Source organism: Sinorhizobium sp. GQ132 (assembly GCF_059758575.1).
Genome location: NZ_JCAXDX010000008.1, coordinates 14,863 through 29,404 on the forward strand (window position 1 = coordinate 14,863; position 14,542 = coordinate 29,404).

Sequence of the window (14,542 nt, forward strand, 5' to 3'; positions counted from 1 at the left end):
GGCCTCCTTCAAGTCCATCGTCATGGCCAGCGGCGATTCGCGCCAGGATCGAAGCTCGACCGAGGCCCCGTTTGGCAACTGACCTCAATGCCCCTCTGGGCCAGAACCGCAAGGAGAGACCGGCACGCAAGCGCGATCTCCGTCGCGTCCTGCGTTACTGCGGCCTCAGCCTCGGAGCCCTTGCGGTCATCGGACTTTCCGCATGGAGCGCCCTTTCTCCCGGCCACCAGACCCGTTCGCCTGCAATGCCCGCAGCGACCGCGACCCTCGCCACCGAACCTGCGCCACCCTCGGAGGGCCGAAAAGCCAGGCCGGAGGCGCTCCACCGGAGCGGCGCTCTCTCCGGCGCACATGTCGAGGCCGTTCTAACCGATGATGGCGCGACGGTCAGGAAATACACGCCCCGTTCGCGCGAAACCGGCGGCCCCGCGCTGATCGGTGTCGAGCCCACGCGAGGGCAGGACCCTCGCATGGCAGCCCTTCCAAATGAAAGCCTGCTGGAAGACCGCCCCGAAGGCCGCCTGCCGGTCATCGGCCCGGACGGGCTGAGGCCGATGGAGCAATATGCGCGCCCCTGGTCCGGCGCCCGCGGAACGCGGATCGCCATCGTCGTCGGCGGCCTCGGCCTCAGCCAGACGGGGACGCAGCGCGCCCTCCGCGCACTGCCGGCGGAAGTGACGCTTGCCTTCGCCGCGGCCGGAAACAGCCTGCAGCGCTGGATGCAGGAGGCGCGGCGTAACGGCCACGAGATCCTGCTGCAGGTGCCGATGGAACCGTTCGATTATCCGAACAACGATCCCGGCCCACACGCGCTGCGCGTTTCCTCCGATGCCGGGAAGAACCTTGCGGAACTGCATCGAAGCATGGGACAGATCACCAATTACACCGGCGTGATGAACTATCTCGGAGGCCGGTTTCTCTCCGATTCGGATGCGCTCGAGCCCGTCATGCGCGATCTCGGCAAGCGGGGCCTCCTGTTCCTGGACGACGGGACGTCGGCGCAATCGCTCTCGGGCACGCTCGCCGGCGCCTTCGACGTGCCGCACGGTTTCGCCGATCTCGTGCTCGATGGCGAGCTCAGCCGCAATGCCATCCTGCGCAGACTCGACGAGCTGGAGCGCATCGCGCGGAGGAACGGCACCGCGATCGGGGTCGCTTCCGCCTTCGACGAAAGCGTGGCGGCCATTGCCGAATGGATCGAGGAAGCCGGCGGGCGGGGCATCGAGGTGGTCGGCGTGGCCGCACTCGTCAAAGATCCGAAACAAAACTGATTTAAGCGCAGTGGACCATCGAGTCATACGGCTCGCGGCAACATGCAAAGGAAGGACGATATGGGGAAGGATAAGGGGCGCGTCATGACGGCTGAGGATCTGCCCTATCGGCCATGTGTCGGCGTCATGGTTCTCAACCGGCAGGGACTTGTCTGGGCCGGGCACCGGCTCGCCGTCGGCAATTCCGAATATGACGGTTCGCCGCAGCTCTGGCAGATGCCGCAAGGGGGCATCGACGAGGGCGAGGACCCGCTCGCGGCCGCCTATCGCGAACTCTACGAGGAGACCGGCATCCGCTCGGTCTCGCTCCTGGCGGAGGCGCCGGATTGGATCAATTACGACCTCCCGTCGCATCTGATCGGGATCGGTCTCAAGGGCAAGTACCGCGGCCAGCGGCAACGCTGGTACGCCTTCCGCTTCGAGGGCGACGAGAGCGAGATCGCCATCAACCCTCCGCCCGGCGGCCACGAGCCGGAATTCGACGCCTGGGAATGGAAGCCCATGCACGAACTTCCGAGTTTGATCGTGCCCTTCAAGCGCAAGGCCTATGAAGAGGTCGTCGCGGCATTTTCGCATCTGGTGCGATGAGCGAAAGGCTACCGGAATAAGCCCCTCATCCGGCTGCCGCCACCTTCTCCCCGCTTGCGGGGAGAAGGGATTCGACGGCGGAAGACGCCTGGCGTTTGCCGCCTGTCCCCTTCGCCCCGCTTGCGGGGAGAAGGTGGCCGGCAGGCCGGATGAGGGGCTTGAGGGGGCTGGATTTACTCGGCTTCGTCGGCGGAAGCGGCGTTGAGCTGGCCGTATTTTTCCTCACCGATCTTGCGGAGCAGATCGAGCTGCGTTTCGAGGAAGTCTATGTGACCCTCCTCGTCGGCGAGCAGTTCCTCGAAGAGCTTCATCGAGACGTAATCGCCGGCCGCGTGACAGATGTCGCGGGAGTTCTTGTAGGCCGTGCGCGCGTCGTACTCGCCGGCAAGGTCGGCTTCCAGCACTTCCTTGACGTTCTGGCCGATGCGCAGCGGCGCGACCGTCTGCAGATTCGGATGGCCTTCGAGAAAGATGATGCGGGAGACGAGCTTGTCGGCGTGGTGCATTTCCTCGATCGATTCGGCGCGCTCCTTCTTGGCGAGCAGCGTGTATCCCCAATCTTCGAGAAGGCGGTAATGCAGCCAGTACTGGTTTACGGCACCGAGTTCGAGATAGAGCGCTTCGTTAAGCTGCTCGATGACCTTTGCGTCGCCTTTCAAGATCCGCCCTCCGGTTTTCTTCATGGAATTGTCTGAGGCGGTTCATGAAATCAAATATATCGGCGTCCGTCGAGTCGCGGCGGGCGTGATATTGCTCGGTGGTGCGGATGATGATGTCGACGACGTTGGGAAAACAGCCGCAGCAACGGCCGCGTTTTTCCATCGCATGATAGACTTTCGCCGGCACGATCAACTGCCAACAGTCCTCGTCGAGGAGGCCGACGATCGTGTCCTCGATCTCTTTCTCGGTGATGAAGTTGCAACTGCAAACCAGCATTTCGTCGTGTCCATCATACGCAACGCTCTGATTTTGCGATAAAGCAAAAGAGGACATTTGCCGTCAACTAAAAACTCTTCTCCATATGGTTGAAGGATGCATTAGAGCGATTCTAAACTTGACGGAAATCGTCGCATTATCATTACATTAGGCGATTCTAAGGAGAGGATTTTTCCTCCATGACTTGTAATTCGGGCAACGGAGCCTGCGACATTTTTACACAGGTCGCCTTGTAGGCCTCAATCGCAAGGCGACGACTTCGATGCGAGTAATGACGGGGCTCAATGAAAATTGCGCCCCTTCGGCATGACCTCCGCTACCTGGGCGGCCGCCTCACCCTCCGGTGCTGCGCGAGCGGTCAGGCCCAGGCGCAATTGCCGGAGTTTTTTCTTTTCGCGGGCGTCCGCGCTCGGCCGCAAGACCTCGTCCGCGCGGTCGTTGACGCCGAAACGCCGCGCCTCCCGGCGCAGCAGGCCAAGCATGGGCGTTATATCCTCCAGATGATCGGCGACCACGTGAATGACGCCGCTCTGGTTCTGCAAGCGGCCGCGGACTTTCACAAGCCGCGATCCCATGACCTGCCGCCGGTATTTCTGGAACGTCTTTTCCCAGACGATGATATTGGCGGTGCCTGTTTCGTCCTCGATCGTCATGAAGATGACGCCATTGGCAGAGCCCGGCCGCTGCCTGACCAGTACAAGGCCCGCCACCGTCACCCATCTCCCCGTCGCGGTTGCGGCCAGATCCCGGTTGCGCAGGATACCCATTCGCGAAAAATCCTCCCGCATGAAGGACACGGGGTGCGCCTTCAGGGAGAGCGTCAGGGTGCGATAGTCATGAATGACCTGTTCGCCTGCCGGCATTTCGGGAAGAGCGACCTTGGGCTCGATCTGCAGATCGTCGGAACCCGCCCCTTCGAAAAGCGGCAACCGCTCCACCGCCGACTGCTCGTCGAGCGCCTTTACCGCCCAAAGGGCCGCTCGCCGGTCGAGACCTACCGACCGGAAGGCATCGGCATCCGCAAGGCGCTCCAGAACGGCGCGGGAAAGCCCGGACCGAAGCCACAGGTCATGAACGGAGCGGTATCCCTCCCCCCGGCGCGCGACCAGCGCTTCCATATCCGTCTGCTTCAGGCCCTTGACCAACCGGAAGCCCAACCGAACGGCCTTCCGGGTTTTGATCACCTCCCGCATGCTGGCGTGGCGCGGGTGGACAGCATTCTTGTCGAAGGAACCCTCGCCTTCGAGCAGGGCGTCCCAATCCGAATGGTTGATGTCGACCGGCAGCATTCTGACCCCGTGCTCGCGGGCGTCGCGCACCAGTTGCGCCGGTGCATAGAAACCCATCGGCTGCGCGTTCAGGAGCGCGGCGCAGAAGATGTCCGGATAATAGGTCTTGAGCCAGGCCGAGGCATAGACGAGAGAGGCGAAGGAGGCAGCATGGCTTTCGGGGAAGCCATATTCGCCGAATCCCTTGATCTGGTTGAAGCAGCGCTCGGCGAACTCCCTCTCGTAGCCATTCGCGACCATGCCCTCCACCATCTTCCGCTCGAAGGTGTGGATCGTTCCGGTCCGCTTGAAGGTGGCCATGGCGCGGCGCAGGCGGTCGGCCTCGCTGGGCGAAAAACCGGCGGCGGTGATGGCGATCTGCATCGCCTGCTCCTGGAACAGCGGCACGCCCAGCGTCCTTTCAAGGACCGCCTTCAATTCCGGGCTGGGATACACGACCGCCTCGCCGCTGCGCTGGGCTTCGCGCCGTTTCAGATAGGGATGCACCATATTGCCCTGGATGGGACCGGGGCGAACGATCGCTACCTCGATCACCAGATCGTACATTTCGCGCGGCTGCAGGCGCGGCAGCATGCTCATCTGCGCCCGGCTTTCGATCTGGAAGACGCCGACCGTATCGGCGCGGCAGATCATGTCGTAAACCGCTTCGCGATGATCCTGGTAGATTTCGGCCAGCGTTATCGGCTTGCCGTAATGCGCCTCGAGCAGCTTGAAGCCCTTGGCAAGGCAGGTCAGCATGCCGAGCGCCAGCACGTCGACCTTCAGTATCTTCAGCTCGTCGAGGTCATCCTTGTCCCATTCGATCATGTAGCGGTCGGGCATGGCCGTGTTCATGATCGGCACGACCTCGTCGAGCCTGTCGCGGGTAATCACGAAGCCGCCCACATGCTGCGAGAGGTGGCGCGGAAAATTCATGAGCAGACTCGCATAGGCAAGCACGCGTCTGGTGAGAGGGTCCGCCGCGTCGAGCCCCGCCCCTTTCGCCTGCTCCTCGGTGAAAGGCGAGGTGCCCCAGCCCCAGATCGAACTGACGAGAGCCGATTGAACGTCTTCCGAAAGGCCGAAGGCCTTGGCGACCTCGCGCCCGGCGGAGCGCGAGCGATAGCTGATCACCGCGGCGGTCAGGCCCGCATGCTCCTTGCCGTAAGTCCTGTAGATATACTGGATCACCTCTTCGCGCCGCTCGTGCTCGAAATCGACATCGATATCGGGCGGCTCGTCGCGATCCTTCGACAGGAAACGGTCGAACAGCAGAGTGAATTTCTGCGGATCGACATCGGTGATGCCGAGGCAGAAGCAGACCGAGGAATTGGCCGCCGATCCCCGCCCCTGGCAGAGAATATTCACGCTGCGGGCAAATTTCACGAGCTTGTGCACGGTCAGGAAATAAGGCTCGTATTTCTTGTCGTGGATGAGTTCGAGCTCATAGTCTATCTGACGCATCACCTTTTCCGGCACGCCTTCGCGATAGCGCTCGGCCGCACCTTCCGCGACGAGCCGCCGCAAGCTTTCGGCCGGCGTCTCGCCATCGGCGTTTTCATCCGGATATTGATGGCTGAGCTCGTCGAGGCTGAAGGTGAGCTCGCTGAAAAATTTCCGCGTATTGGCAAGCGCCTCGGGGTAGTCGCTGAAAAGCCTGGCCATTTCCCTTGGGCCCTTCAGGTGCCTTTCGGCATTCTTCTGCAGAAGGAAGCCGGCGCCGGCGATCGGCACATGCTCCCGGATGGCGGTGACGACATCCGCGAGCGGCCTGTAATGCGGATCGTGATAGAGCGCGTCATTGGTGGCGAGCAACCCGATGCCGGTCTTTCGGGCAATGGCTGCCAGGACGGCAAAATCATGCCGGTCGAAACCGTCATAATGCGGCGCCAGGCCGAGATAGAGCCGGTTGCCCGCATGCTCCTGCAATGTCCCGAGCAGCACCTCCAGGCTCTCCGCCTCCGGCCGTCCTTCGCTTTGCATGACGATCAGAAGAAGCTCCTCCTGCCATTCGAGCAAGTCGGCGAGATGGAGCGTGCAGTCGCCCTTCTTCGAGCGCAGGTTCCCGGCGCTGAGCAGGCGGCAGAGATGCCCCCAGCCCCGCCTGTTTTTCGGATAGGCGAGAATGTCCGGCGTGCCGTCGGCAAAAACCAGGCGGGCGCCCGGCTGGAAGGGGTAGCCCTCCACCTTCGCCTTGGCATGGGCCCTGACGACGCCGGCGACGCTGTTGCGGTCGGCAATGCCGAGACCGGCAAGCCCTGCCTTCTTGGCGAAGACGACCATCTCTTCGGCCGGCGCCGCCCCTTCGAGGAAGGAGAAATTCGTGCGCGCACCGAGCTCGCAGAAGACAGTATCCGCGCTCATGCGAAAACTCCGTGCATGAACCAGCGGGGTGAGGCGGTCTCCCTTCCGTAAAGGCCTTCGCGAAACAGCCAGAAGCGGCGGCCCTCCTGATCCTCTATCCGGAAATAATCGCGCGTCGGATGATTCTCCCCGTCGATCCACCATTCGGCGGCGATGCGCTCCGGCCCCTCGGCACGGGCGACGCGGTAGCGGGTCTTGCGCCAGTTGAAGCTTCGCGGAGCGCCCTCGGGCACTTCCGCCGTCGCCTCCACCGGTTCGGGATGCGCGAAAATCCGAAGCGGACGGTTCTCGGGGAAAGCCTTCTCTTCAGGGGCAGGCGGCCTCAGGACCGCCGCCACGTCCGTCACGGCGGCAAATCCGCCCGCCCGTTCCGGCAGATGGCTTTCGGCAAGGGTCGCCTGCATCAGACACCCGGGCCCGAAACGGGCGGAGACCTTGTCGACGAAGGCCGCGAGCGGCTGGCTTTCGTCGGGGGCGCCGGAAAAATCCTGCTGCGCCGGATCGAGCCTTTCGCTTCCGAGGACCGAAAGCCGGACGATTTCGAAACCATATCCGGCATCGAGATCGTCATGAACCGCCTGCAGCCGCTCGCGAAAGAGGGCGGCTATGCGGGCGGCATCGTTCAAGGGCACGGCCGCATGGGCTCGGACGCGGAATACCCGGCCGTCGACGCGGAACAGGAGGAGCTCGAAGAGCCGCCCGCCTTCGCCATGCCGCTCAAGCGAGGAGCGGACATCCCTGGCGAGGTGACGGGTCAGTTCGAGAATGTATTCCTCGTCCTGCACCGGCTCGGCGAGCCGGCGCTCGGCGGAGAAGCTCGGCACGGGCAGCCGGGGCGAAAGCGGCTCGTCCTCGAAGCCTCTCGCCTGATCGAGTCTGAGGAGAAGGGAGGAGCCGAAGCGGCGGGCGAGCGGCGCCCGCGGCGCTTCGAGAAGATCGCCGATCTGTTTCAGCCCGACCCGTTCGAGTGCGGCCGCGGTGTCCGCCGGCAGTCGCAGCGCGGCGACCGGCAAGGGTGCAAGCACCGGGTCCCCGTCCTCGGGCGCAATGACGTCGGCATCGCCGTAACGGGCGACAGCCCAGGAAAGCCCGGCTGCGGAGGAGACGGTCACCCGCGCCTCGACGCCGAGAGAGAAAAGACGCGACAGGACATCGCTGACGAGCGCCTTCTCGCCGCCTTGAAGATGGGCGCAGCCGGTGATGTCGAGAAACAGGCCATCCGTGCCGTCGAGTGCCACGAGCGGCGTATAGCGGTCGCACCAGTCGGCAAGCGCCTCCAGAAAGGCCTGGTCGGCGGCCGGATCGGCGGCAATCACGTCGAGCGAGGGACACATGGCGCGGGCTTCCGCCGCCCCCTGGCCGCGCTTCAGGCCGATACGCTCTGCAAAAGTATCGAGCGCAACGAGCCGCATGGCATTGTCGATCTTGGCGGCGAAGACGACGGGCGGATGGTCAGGACGCCCGCGCGAAAGCCAGGAGGCGCCCCATCGGCTGCGCGCGACGCGATCGGCCGGCAGATGCGGAAAGTGGATCGACAGGATCCGTTGGCTCATCGTTTGTCTGAAGAGCGGCGCTCCGGCGCTCATCGAGTGAGTAGAAGCGGCGGTCATGGGCGTTCCATTCGAGAAAGATGTCGTCAGAGGCTTGGCGCCTGCTTTTTTCGACAAGGAGGTGAAAGGCGGAATGGCCGATGCTGCCGCAAAGCACCGAACCATCGGGAAGAGGACGTTCGCCGGCCGGTGCCGGCTTGACCTGGATCCGGAAGAAGGCGCTGCTCGCCTCCTCCTCGCCCGCCTGACGCAAGACGAGAAGAGGCACGCCGCCCGCCCGGGCCCTCACATGCAGACGCCGGCTCTCGCTCAGGGCGAGACAGGCAGGGTTGCCGCGGATTTCCAGAACGACCACGGCGAAGACCGGTACCGAAAGCGCCGTCTCGGCGATCCACAGCGCATCCTTCACCGTGCGTGCCGAAACGAAGAGGAAGCGCTCGGCGTCGAGTCCATAGGCCTTGAGGCCCGGCGCATAAGGCTGACCCGCCTCACAGGCAGCAAGCGTCTGGCTGATCCAAAGGACCGGGGCCAGACGGCCATTCTCCTTCTTCTGCCGCTGATAGAGCACCGCAAGCGCCGCCACGAAGCCGGCGGCCGCGCCCGCATCCCGGGTCTCGGCATTGCGGATTTCCATCATGCCCTCGAGCGGCAACCCGCCCTGGAGGGCCTCATCGAATTGCGGGATGCCCAGCGGCAGGACCTTGCGGCGGGGCGCCTCCTCCTTGTCGCGGCGAAAGCCGGCGGGATCGGCCGACTTGGCCGGCCGGACGCATCCCGGCACCCCGCGATCTTCAATCCGCGCAATGGTCTCGCGAAGGGAAAGAACGGTTTGCCGTTGCACGGCGTTTCCGGCCATGACGGTCAGCTCCATCTGCATGTTCATGTTATGTTCTTATGGATTCCAGAGCTGCCCTCAAGAGTCAACAACCAATATTGAGAATATATTCCTCCTTCTTTCCGGGTTAGAATTCATCACTCGAAAAACAAAGGCAAAATCGCTATATGAGGGGCAACAAGGAGTGCCCATGGCCCGCATTGACCAAACCGATGATTGGCGGGAACGCCACGCACCGTCGCTTACCGTATTCGAACAGCTCGCGTTTGAAGCCTACAGCCATCTGCCTGAGGAATTCCGCAAGCTGACGACGGATCTCACGATCGAAATCGCCGACTTTCCAAGCGACGATGTCTTCGAAGACATGGCGCTCGAAACGCCGTTCGACCTGCTGGGCCTGTTCGAAGGCCGCGGCCTCGGCGAGCGCTTCACCATGGAAACCGGGGAGTTCCCGAACCGCATCACCCTTTACCGCCGCCCGATCATCGACTACTGGGCCGAAAACGAGGAAACGCTCGGCGATATCATCACCCATGTGCTGATCCACGAGATCGGCCACCATTTCGGCCTGTCGGACGACGATATGGAGCGGATCGAGGAAAGCGTGGAACACGTGGGCGGCTGAGGCCTGCCGAGAATCGCGCCACCCGCCGCCGCCTGTTTGATTTCCTCATTCCTGTGCTCGTCACAGGAATCCAGCCAGACCAAGTCCTTGGGCTGAAAGAACGTTTCCCGCGCCGCAGACGCGGCGCTGCTCTCATCCCTGTGACGAGCACAGGGGTGAGGCGAGGAGAGATTGCAGTCCCTACTGCTCCGACAGCTTCATGTCGGGATGATAATCCTTCCCCTCCACTTCCTTCACCACCGCCTGGCCGCATTGCATATGCTGGGTGTCGGCATTGAAGGCGTAGGTCGGCGGACCGTGCAGCGTCCACCCCTGGTTCAATGCCGCCGTCACCTTGTGGCAGAAGGAGGCATCGTCGGGGCCGGTGAGAAAGCGATAAAGTTTCAAGAGTTTGCCTTTCGTTTTTCGATGATGTCCGCCTTGGCGGCAATCCTCATCGCCTGTTCGAGATGGAGGCGCTCGACCATCCGCCCATGAAGGTTGATGACGCCCTTTCCGGCATTGTCCGGCAAGGCAAAGGCCTCGATGATCGCGCGCGCCTCCTCGACCGCAGCATCGTCCAGGCCGAAATGCCGATTGGCCGCATCGATCTGCGCCGGATGGATCAGCATCTTGCCGTCATAACCCATGTCGCGCCCCTGCCGGCACTCCGCCTCGAAGCCTTCCGGATCGCGGAAATCGTTGAAGACCGCGTCGATGGCGTCGAGCCCGCTGCCGCGCGCGGCAAGAAGGATCTGCATCAGCCACGGAACGAGATAGGTCCGGCCCGGAAAGGCGGGCACGCCCGTCTCCTTGCGAAGATCGTTCAGCCCGACGACGAAGCAGTCCAGCCGGCCGCCGGAGGTGCGGCCGGTCTCGGCGATCGCCGGCCCGTTCACGACCCCGCGCGGCGTCTCGATCATCGCCCAGAGCCTCAGCTCATCCGGCGCGTCCCTTTCCGAAAGCCAATCGAGCGCGCCCTGAATATCGGCGGGGCTTTCGACCTTGGGCAGGAGGATAGCATCGGGCCGCGCGGCAAGAGCCGCTGCGAGATCGGCCTCGCCGAAGCCGGAGCCCGCCGCATTGACGCGGATGACCGTTTCGCCCTGCGGCCGGTTGCCGGCAAGATGCCGGACGAGCGCATCGCGCGCCGCAGCCTTGCGGTCCGGCAAGACGGAATCCTCGAGGTCGAAGATCACGGCGTCCGCGGCCAATTCACAAGCCTTGGCGAGCGCGCGCTGATTGTCGGCCGGAACCGAAAGCACCGAGCGGCGCAGCCGCACGGGATGGTGGTCGATCGCTCTCATGCCGTTCCCTGTCATGCCGTTCGTTGTGCCTGCCTTTCAACCTTTGCGCAAGACGAGACGGGCGGACCCCTCTTGCAAGCGGCGTGGCCAGCACCCACATGCCGAGCAGAAAGGTGACAATCATGCAAAGCATCCGCTCTGTTCTCTTCACGGCCGCCGCCATCACCATAACGCTGGTGGCCTTCATGTTCACCGCCTCGCTCGCCCTGGCGCTCGCTGGGATCGCCGCCATTATTGCCGTCGGCAGCGCGATCGCCGCCAAGCTCAACGGGCGGCCCGTGCATGCTCGAGCGGGCGCACGCGCCAATCCGGGAAGCACTCAGCGCGAGATGCGGGTGTGGAACGACGGGCGCGGGACGATCATCGATCTTTAGAATCGGATTGCCGGAAGCGGGATGAAGCAAAGTGCGAAGCGGTTTTCCGCCCGCATCCCGCTTCATGAAAGCAGATTCTCCTTCATTTCGGCGCAAAACTGATCTAAACGCTTCTCGAACATTTCCGCTGAAATCGAAGGCCAAGTCATGGACAAGTTCGTCAAGCTCACCGGCGTTGCCGCTCCCCTGCCCGTCGTCAACATCGACACGGACATGATCATTCCGAAGGATTACCTGAAGACGATCAAGCGCACCGGTCTCGGCACCGGGCTTTTCGCCGAGGCGCGCTACAACGAGGACGGCACCCCCAACCCGGACTTCGTCCTCAACAAGCCTGCCTATCAGAACGCCAAGATTCTCGTCGCCGGCGACAATTTCGGCTGCGGCTCCTCGCGCGAGCATGCACCTTGGGCGCTCCTCGATTTCGGCATCCGCTGCGTCATCTCGACCTCCTTCGCCGACATCTTCTACAACAACTGTTTCAAGAACGGCATCCTGCCCATCGTCGTCAGCCAGGAAGACCTCGACAAGCTGATGGATGACGCCAGCCGCGGCTCCAATGCCATTCTCACGGTCGATCTCGAAGCGCAGGAGATCACCGGTCCGGACGGCGGCTCGATCAAGTTCGAGGTCGATGCCTTCAAGCGCCACTGCCTGCTGAACGGCCTCGACGATATCGGCCTCACGCTCGAAAAAGGCCGCTCCATCGACAATTACGAGAAGGCGACCGCCGCTTCCCGCCCCTGGGCATGATCTGCCGGATGACGCGCAAGCTCATTTCGTCCGGTTCGCCCTTCGAAAAGACGGCAGGTTATTCGCGTGCCGTCGCAAAGGGCGACTGGTGCTTCGTCTCCGGCACGACCGGCTACGACTACGCCACCATGACCATGCCGGAAACGGTGGAGGAACAGGCCCGCAACTGCCTGAAGACGATCGAAGGCGCCCTGAAGGAAGCCGGCTTCTCGCTGTCGGACGTCGTTCGCAACCACTACTACGTCACCGATGCCAGCTTTGCCGACCGCGTATTCCCGATCTTCGGCGAGACCTTCGGCGAGATCCGCCCGGCCGCGACGATGATCGTCTGCGACCTCATCCGCCCGGAAATGCTGATCGAGATCGAGGTTACGGCATTTCGGGGATAAGGCCGCCCCGACGCCGGCGAATCCTTTTTCATTGACCGCGCGGCCCTCCTCGCGCTATCTACGATCCGTGGTGATTTGGCCGGCCGGCTTGCAGCCACGTTAAAGAAGTCGCTAAAGGGCCGAGGGAACAATGGATTTCCGAGGACCGGTCGCGATCGTTTCGCCGCCGGTTTTTTTGTATTGATCGAGTGGACGCCCATGCCCATCAAGATACCCGATACGCTGCCCGCCTTCGAAACTCTCGTTCACGAGGGTGTGCGGCTGATGACCGAGACCGAGGCGGTCCGCCAGGACATCCGGCCGCTGCAGATCGGGCTCTTGAACCTGATGCCCAACAAGATCAAGACCGAGATCCAGATGGCGCGGCTGATCGGCGCCACGCCGCTTCAGGTCGAATTGACGCTCGTCCGCGTCAACGGCCACCGGCCGAAGAACACGCCCGAAGAACATCTGCTCGCCTTTTACGAGACCTTCGAGGAGGTGGAGGCCCGTAAGTTCGACGGCTTCATCATCACCGGCGCGCCGATCGAGACGCTCGAATACGAAGAGGTCACCTACTGGAAGGAGCTGCAGCGCATCTTCGATTGGACGACGACCAACGTCCATTCGACGCTGAACGTCTGCTGGGGCGGGATGGCTGCGATCTACCATTTCCACGGTGTTCCGAAATATCCGCTGAAGGAAAAAGCCTTCGGCGTCTACCGCCACCAGAACCTGCAGCCCTCTTCGGTCTATCTGAACGGCTTTTCCGACGATTTCGCCGTGCCCGTTTCGCGCTGGACCGAGGTGCGCCGCGCCGATATCGACCGGGTGCCGGATCTCGAAATCCTGATGGAATCAAAGGAAGTGGGCGTCTGCCTCGTGCACGAGAAGAAAGGCAACCGGCTCTACATGTTCAATCACGTCGAATATGATTCGACGTCCCTGTCGGAGGAATATTTCCGCGACGTCGATGCCGGCGTGCCGATCAAGCTGCCGCACGACTATTTCCCGCACAATGACTCCGCACTTCCGCCGCAGAACCGCTGGCGCAGCCATGCACATCTCTTCTTCGGCAACTGGATCAACGAGATTTACCAGACGACGCCCTACGAGCTGGCGAAGATCGGAACCGAAGAGCGTTGACGTAAAAAGTATGACTTTCCGGTTGCCGCCTCGGCGGAAATGCAGCAGGTTGACGCCGACTCGCGGAAATGGGGAGATGCATGGGAACAGATACGGAAATCTTCGGCCACCTGCCCTCCGGCGAGCCCGTACAGCGCGTGACGCTTCAGGGCGGTGGGCTGACGGCGTCGGTGATCACATGGGGCTCGGTCATCCAGGATCTTCGGCTCGAAGGACATGCAGCCCCGCTCGTGCTCGGCTTCGAGGATTTCGAAAGCTATCCAGCCCATTCCTCCTATTTCGGCGCCACGCCCGGGCGTAACGCCAACCGCATCGGCGGTGGCCGCTTCGTGCTCGAAGGCAAGGCCTATCAACTCGAGCTCAATGAGAAGGGCGCCACGCATCTCCACGGCGGCAGCGACAATATCGCCAAGCGCAACTGGTCGATCCTCAGGCGGGCCGAAGACAGCGTAACGCTCGAGATCACCGATCCGGACGGCCGCGCCGGCTACCCGGGCAATTGCACGATCACCTGCACCTATACGCTGAAACCGGGCGGCACGCTCAACGTCGTCTACGAAACTGAGACCGACGCACCGACCCTCGCCAATGTCTGCCAGCACAGCTATTTCAACCTCGACGGCGGCGCGGACGCATTCGGCCATGACATCATGATTGCGGCAGACCACTACCTGCCCACCGATGAACGGCAGATTCCGACGGGCGAGATCCGCCCCGTCGCCGGCACCGCCTTCGATCTTCGCGAAATGACCTCGCTGAGAAGGCAGCTGGACGGCGACGGGATCGCTTACGACCACAACTTCTGCCTCTCGCCGGAACGGATGCAGAAACGCTCCGTGGCGCTGGTACGCAGCATCAATTCCGGTGTGTCGCTGGAAGTGCTGACGACGGAGCCCGGCGTGCAGCTCTATACCGGAGAAAAGCTCGACGTACCGGTTCCCGGCCTCGACGGCCGTCGTTACGGCCCCTTCGCCGGCCTCTGCCTGGAAACCCAGATCTGGCCCGATGCGGTGAACCACGAAGGTTTCCCGAAGGCGGTGCTGAGACCCGGCGAAACGCTCCGGCAGGAAACGGATTACGTTTTTACGAAAAGCTGAGGCAGGGCAGGCCGTTAGAGCACTTTCAGTTTCACCGTTTCATCGAACAGTGAAACGCTTCCTGTCGGTCCTATCCGACCG

General features: G+C 62.8%; 15 protein-coding genes and 1 riboswitch. Of the genes, 8 read left to right on the top strand and 7 right to left on the bottom strand.

What is annotated here, in order from left to right:
* Positions 1 to 71: 71 nt before the first annotated feature.
* Together AC6CIG_RS20080 and AC6CIG_RS20085 are read left to right on the top strand one after the other, a co-directional pair.
* Positions 72 to 1,271, top strand: coding sequence for a divergent polysaccharide deacetylase family protein (locus tag AC6CIG_RS20080; RefSeq protein WP_127710578.1), 1,200 nt, complete (start codon positions 72 to 74; stop codon positions 1,269 to 1,271).
* Positions 1,272 to 1,331: 60 nt separating this feature from the next.
* The gene (locus tag AC6CIG_RS20085) at positions 1,332 to 1,859 is read left to right on the top strand and encodes an RNA pyrophosphohydrolase (RefSeq protein WP_127710576.1); all 528 of its coding nucleotides are present in this window, start codon (positions 1,332 to 1,334) and stop codon (positions 1,857 to 1,859) included.
* A gap of 173 nt (positions 1,860 to 2,032) precedes the next feature.
* Here AC6CIG_RS20085 and bfr read toward each other — a convergent pair whose 3' ends face one another.
* From bfr to AC6CIG_RS20110, 5 genes are all read right to left on the bottom strand, one after another.
* A complete protein-coding gene (gene bfr, locus AC6CIG_RS20090) occupies positions 2,033 to 2,518 on the bottom strand; it encodes a bacterioferritin (protein WP_003531268.1) in 486 nt (161 codons plus the stop codon).
* Positions 2,484 to 2,795, bottom strand: a complete 312-nt coding sequence (locus AC6CIG_RS20095; RefSeq protein ID WP_018097345.1) for a (2Fe-2S)-binding protein — start codon at positions 2,793 to 2,795, stop codon at positions 2,484 to 2,486. The genes bfr and AC6CIG_RS20095 overlap by 35 nt, the downstream gene beginning before the upstream one ends.
* A gap of 281 nt (positions 2,796 to 3,076) precedes the next feature.
* Positions 3,077 to 6,427 (bottom strand): error-prone DNA polymerase, encoded by a 3,351-nt coding sequence (locus AC6CIG_RS20100; protein ID WP_127710574.1) that lies wholly within the window; start codon positions 6,425 to 6,427, stop codon positions 3,077 to 3,079.
* Positions 6,424 to 7,980, bottom strand: coding sequence for a DUF6504 family protein (locus AC6CIG_RS20105; protein ID WP_164866958.1), 1,557 nt, complete (start codon positions 7,978 to 7,980; stop codon positions 6,424 to 6,426). Before AC6CIG_RS20105 ends, AC6CIG_RS20100 begins: the two co-directional genes overlap by 4 nt.
* Positions 7,880 to 8,860 carry an ImuA family protein gene (locus tag AC6CIG_RS20110; protein WP_018097348.1) on the bottom strand — a complete coding sequence of 327 codons (981 nt, stop codon included), beginning with the start codon at positions 8,858 to 8,860 and terminating at the stop codon, positions 7,880 to 7,882. Before AC6CIG_RS20110 ends, AC6CIG_RS20105 begins: the two co-directional genes overlap by 101 nt.
* 142 nt (positions 8,861 to 9,002) lie before the next feature.
* On the opposite strand from AC6CIG_RS20110, the gene AC6CIG_RS20115 reads away from it, so the two are divergent.
* Entirely contained in the window at positions 9,003 to 9,437 is a 435-nt protein-coding gene (locus tag AC6CIG_RS20115) for a metallopeptidase family protein (protein ID WP_003531284.1), read from the top strand.
* A 180-nt stretch (positions 9,438 to 9,617) separates the two neighbouring features.
* Here the strand turns inward: AC6CIG_RS20115 and AC6CIG_RS20120 are convergent, their stop codons facing one another.
* Positions 9,618 to 9,824 carry a DUF1737 domain-containing protein gene (locus AC6CIG_RS20120; RefSeq protein ID WP_003531285.1) on the bottom strand — a complete coding sequence of 69 codons (207 nt, stop codon included), beginning with the start codon at positions 9,822 to 9,824 and terminating at the stop codon, positions 9,618 to 9,620.
* Entirely contained in the window at positions 9,821 to 10,723 is a 903-nt protein-coding gene (locus AC6CIG_RS20125) for an HpcH/HpaI aldolase/citrate lyase family protein (protein ID WP_127711497.1), read from the bottom strand. The genes AC6CIG_RS20120 and AC6CIG_RS20125 overlap by 4 nt, the downstream gene beginning before the upstream one ends.
* A gap of 122 nt (positions 10,724 to 10,845) precedes the next feature.
* On the opposite strand from AC6CIG_RS20125, the gene AC6CIG_RS20130 reads away from it, so the two are divergent.
* The 5 genes from AC6CIG_RS20130 (at position 10,846) to AC6CIG_RS20150 (ending at position 14,461) form a co-directional block, all read left to right on the top strand.
* Positions 10,846 to 11,097 carry a hypothetical protein gene (locus tag AC6CIG_RS20130; protein ID WP_127711495.1) on the top strand — a complete coding sequence of 84 codons (252 nt, stop codon included), beginning with the start codon at positions 10,846 to 10,848 and terminating at the stop codon, positions 11,095 to 11,097.
* Positions 11,098 to 11,244: 147 nt separating this feature from the next.
* Positions 11,245 to 11,850: a 3-isopropylmalate dehydratase small subunit gene (leuD, locus tag AC6CIG_RS20135; protein ID WP_018097351.1), complete on the top strand. Its 606-nt coding sequence runs from the start codon at positions 11,245 to 11,247 to the stop codon at positions 11,848 to 11,850.
* Positions 11,851 to 11,858: 8 nt separating this feature from the next.
* A complete protein-coding gene (locus AC6CIG_RS20140) occupies positions 11,859 to 12,239 on the top strand; it encodes a RidA family protein (protein ID WP_003531294.1) in 381 nt (126 codons plus the stop codon).
* 57 nt (positions 12,240 to 12,296) lie between these two features.
* A riboswitch (SAM riboswitch) is annotated at positions 12,297 to 12,374 on the top strand.
* A gap of 63 nt (positions 12,375 to 12,437) precedes the next feature.
* Positions 12,438 to 13,364 carry a homoserine O-acetyltransferase MetA gene (gene metA, locus AC6CIG_RS20145; protein ID WP_127711493.1) on the top strand — a complete coding sequence of 309 codons (927 nt, stop codon included), beginning with the start codon at positions 12,438 to 12,440 and terminating at the stop codon, positions 13,362 to 13,364.
* 80 nt (positions 13,365 to 13,444) lie between these two features.
* Positions 13,445 to 14,461 carry an aldose epimerase family protein gene (locus tag AC6CIG_RS20150; protein WP_127711491.1) on the top strand — a complete coding sequence of 339 codons (1,017 nt, stop codon included), beginning with the start codon at positions 13,445 to 13,447 and terminating at the stop codon, positions 14,459 to 14,461.
* The last annotated feature ends 81 nt before the right edge of the window (positions 14,462 to 14,542 follow it).

Excerpts from the sequence above, each read along its gene's own strand:
- metA (WP_127711493.1), top strand. The coding sequence starts at position 12,438 with ATGCCCATCAAGATACCCGATACGCTGCCCGCCTTCGAAACTCTCGTT.
- AC6CIG_RS20105 (WP_164866958.1), bottom strand. The coding sequence starts at position 7,980 with ATGAGCCAACGGATCCTGTCGATCCACTTTCCGCATCTGCCGGCCGAT.
- AC6CIG_RS20140 (WP_003531294.1), top strand. The coding sequence starts at position 11,859 with ATGACGCGCAAGCTCATTTCGTCCGGTTCGCCCTTCGAAAAGACGGCA.
- AC6CIG_RS20100 (WP_127710574.1), bottom strand. The coding sequence starts at position 6,427 with ATGAGCGCGGATACTGTCTTCTGCGAGCTCGGTGCGCGCACGAATTTC.
- AC6CIG_RS20085 (WP_127710576.1), top strand. The coding sequence starts at position 1,332 with ATGGGGAAGGATAAGGGGCGCGTCATGACGGCTGAGGATCTGCCCTAT.
- AC6CIG_RS20115 (WP_003531284.1), top strand. The coding sequence starts at position 9,003 with ATGGCCCGCATTGACCAAACCGATGATTGGCGGGAACGCCACGCACCG.
- AC6CIG_RS20150 (WP_127711491.1), top strand. The coding sequence starts at position 13,445 with ATGGGAACAGATACGGAAATCTTCGGCCACCTGCCCTCCGGCGAGCCC.
- AC6CIG_RS20110 (WP_018097348.1), bottom strand. The coding sequence starts at position 8,860 with ATGAACATGCAGATGGAGCTGACCGTCATGGCCGGAAACGCCGTGCAA.
- AC6CIG_RS20125 (WP_127711497.1), bottom strand. The coding sequence starts at position 10,723 with ATGAGAGCGATCGACCACCATCCCGTGCGGCTGCGCCGCTCGGTGCTT.
- AC6CIG_RS20130 (WP_127711495.1), top strand. The coding sequence starts at position 10,846 with ATGCAAAGCATCCGCTCTGTTCTCTTCACGGCCGCCGCCATCACCATA.
- AC6CIG_RS20095 (WP_018097345.1), bottom strand. The coding sequence starts at position 2,795 with ATGCTGGTTTGCAGTTGCAACTTCATCACCGAGAAAGAGATCGAGGAC.
- leuD (WP_018097351.1), top strand. The coding sequence starts at position 11,245 with ATGGACAAGTTCGTCAAGCTCACCGGCGTTGCCGCTCCCCTGCCCGTC.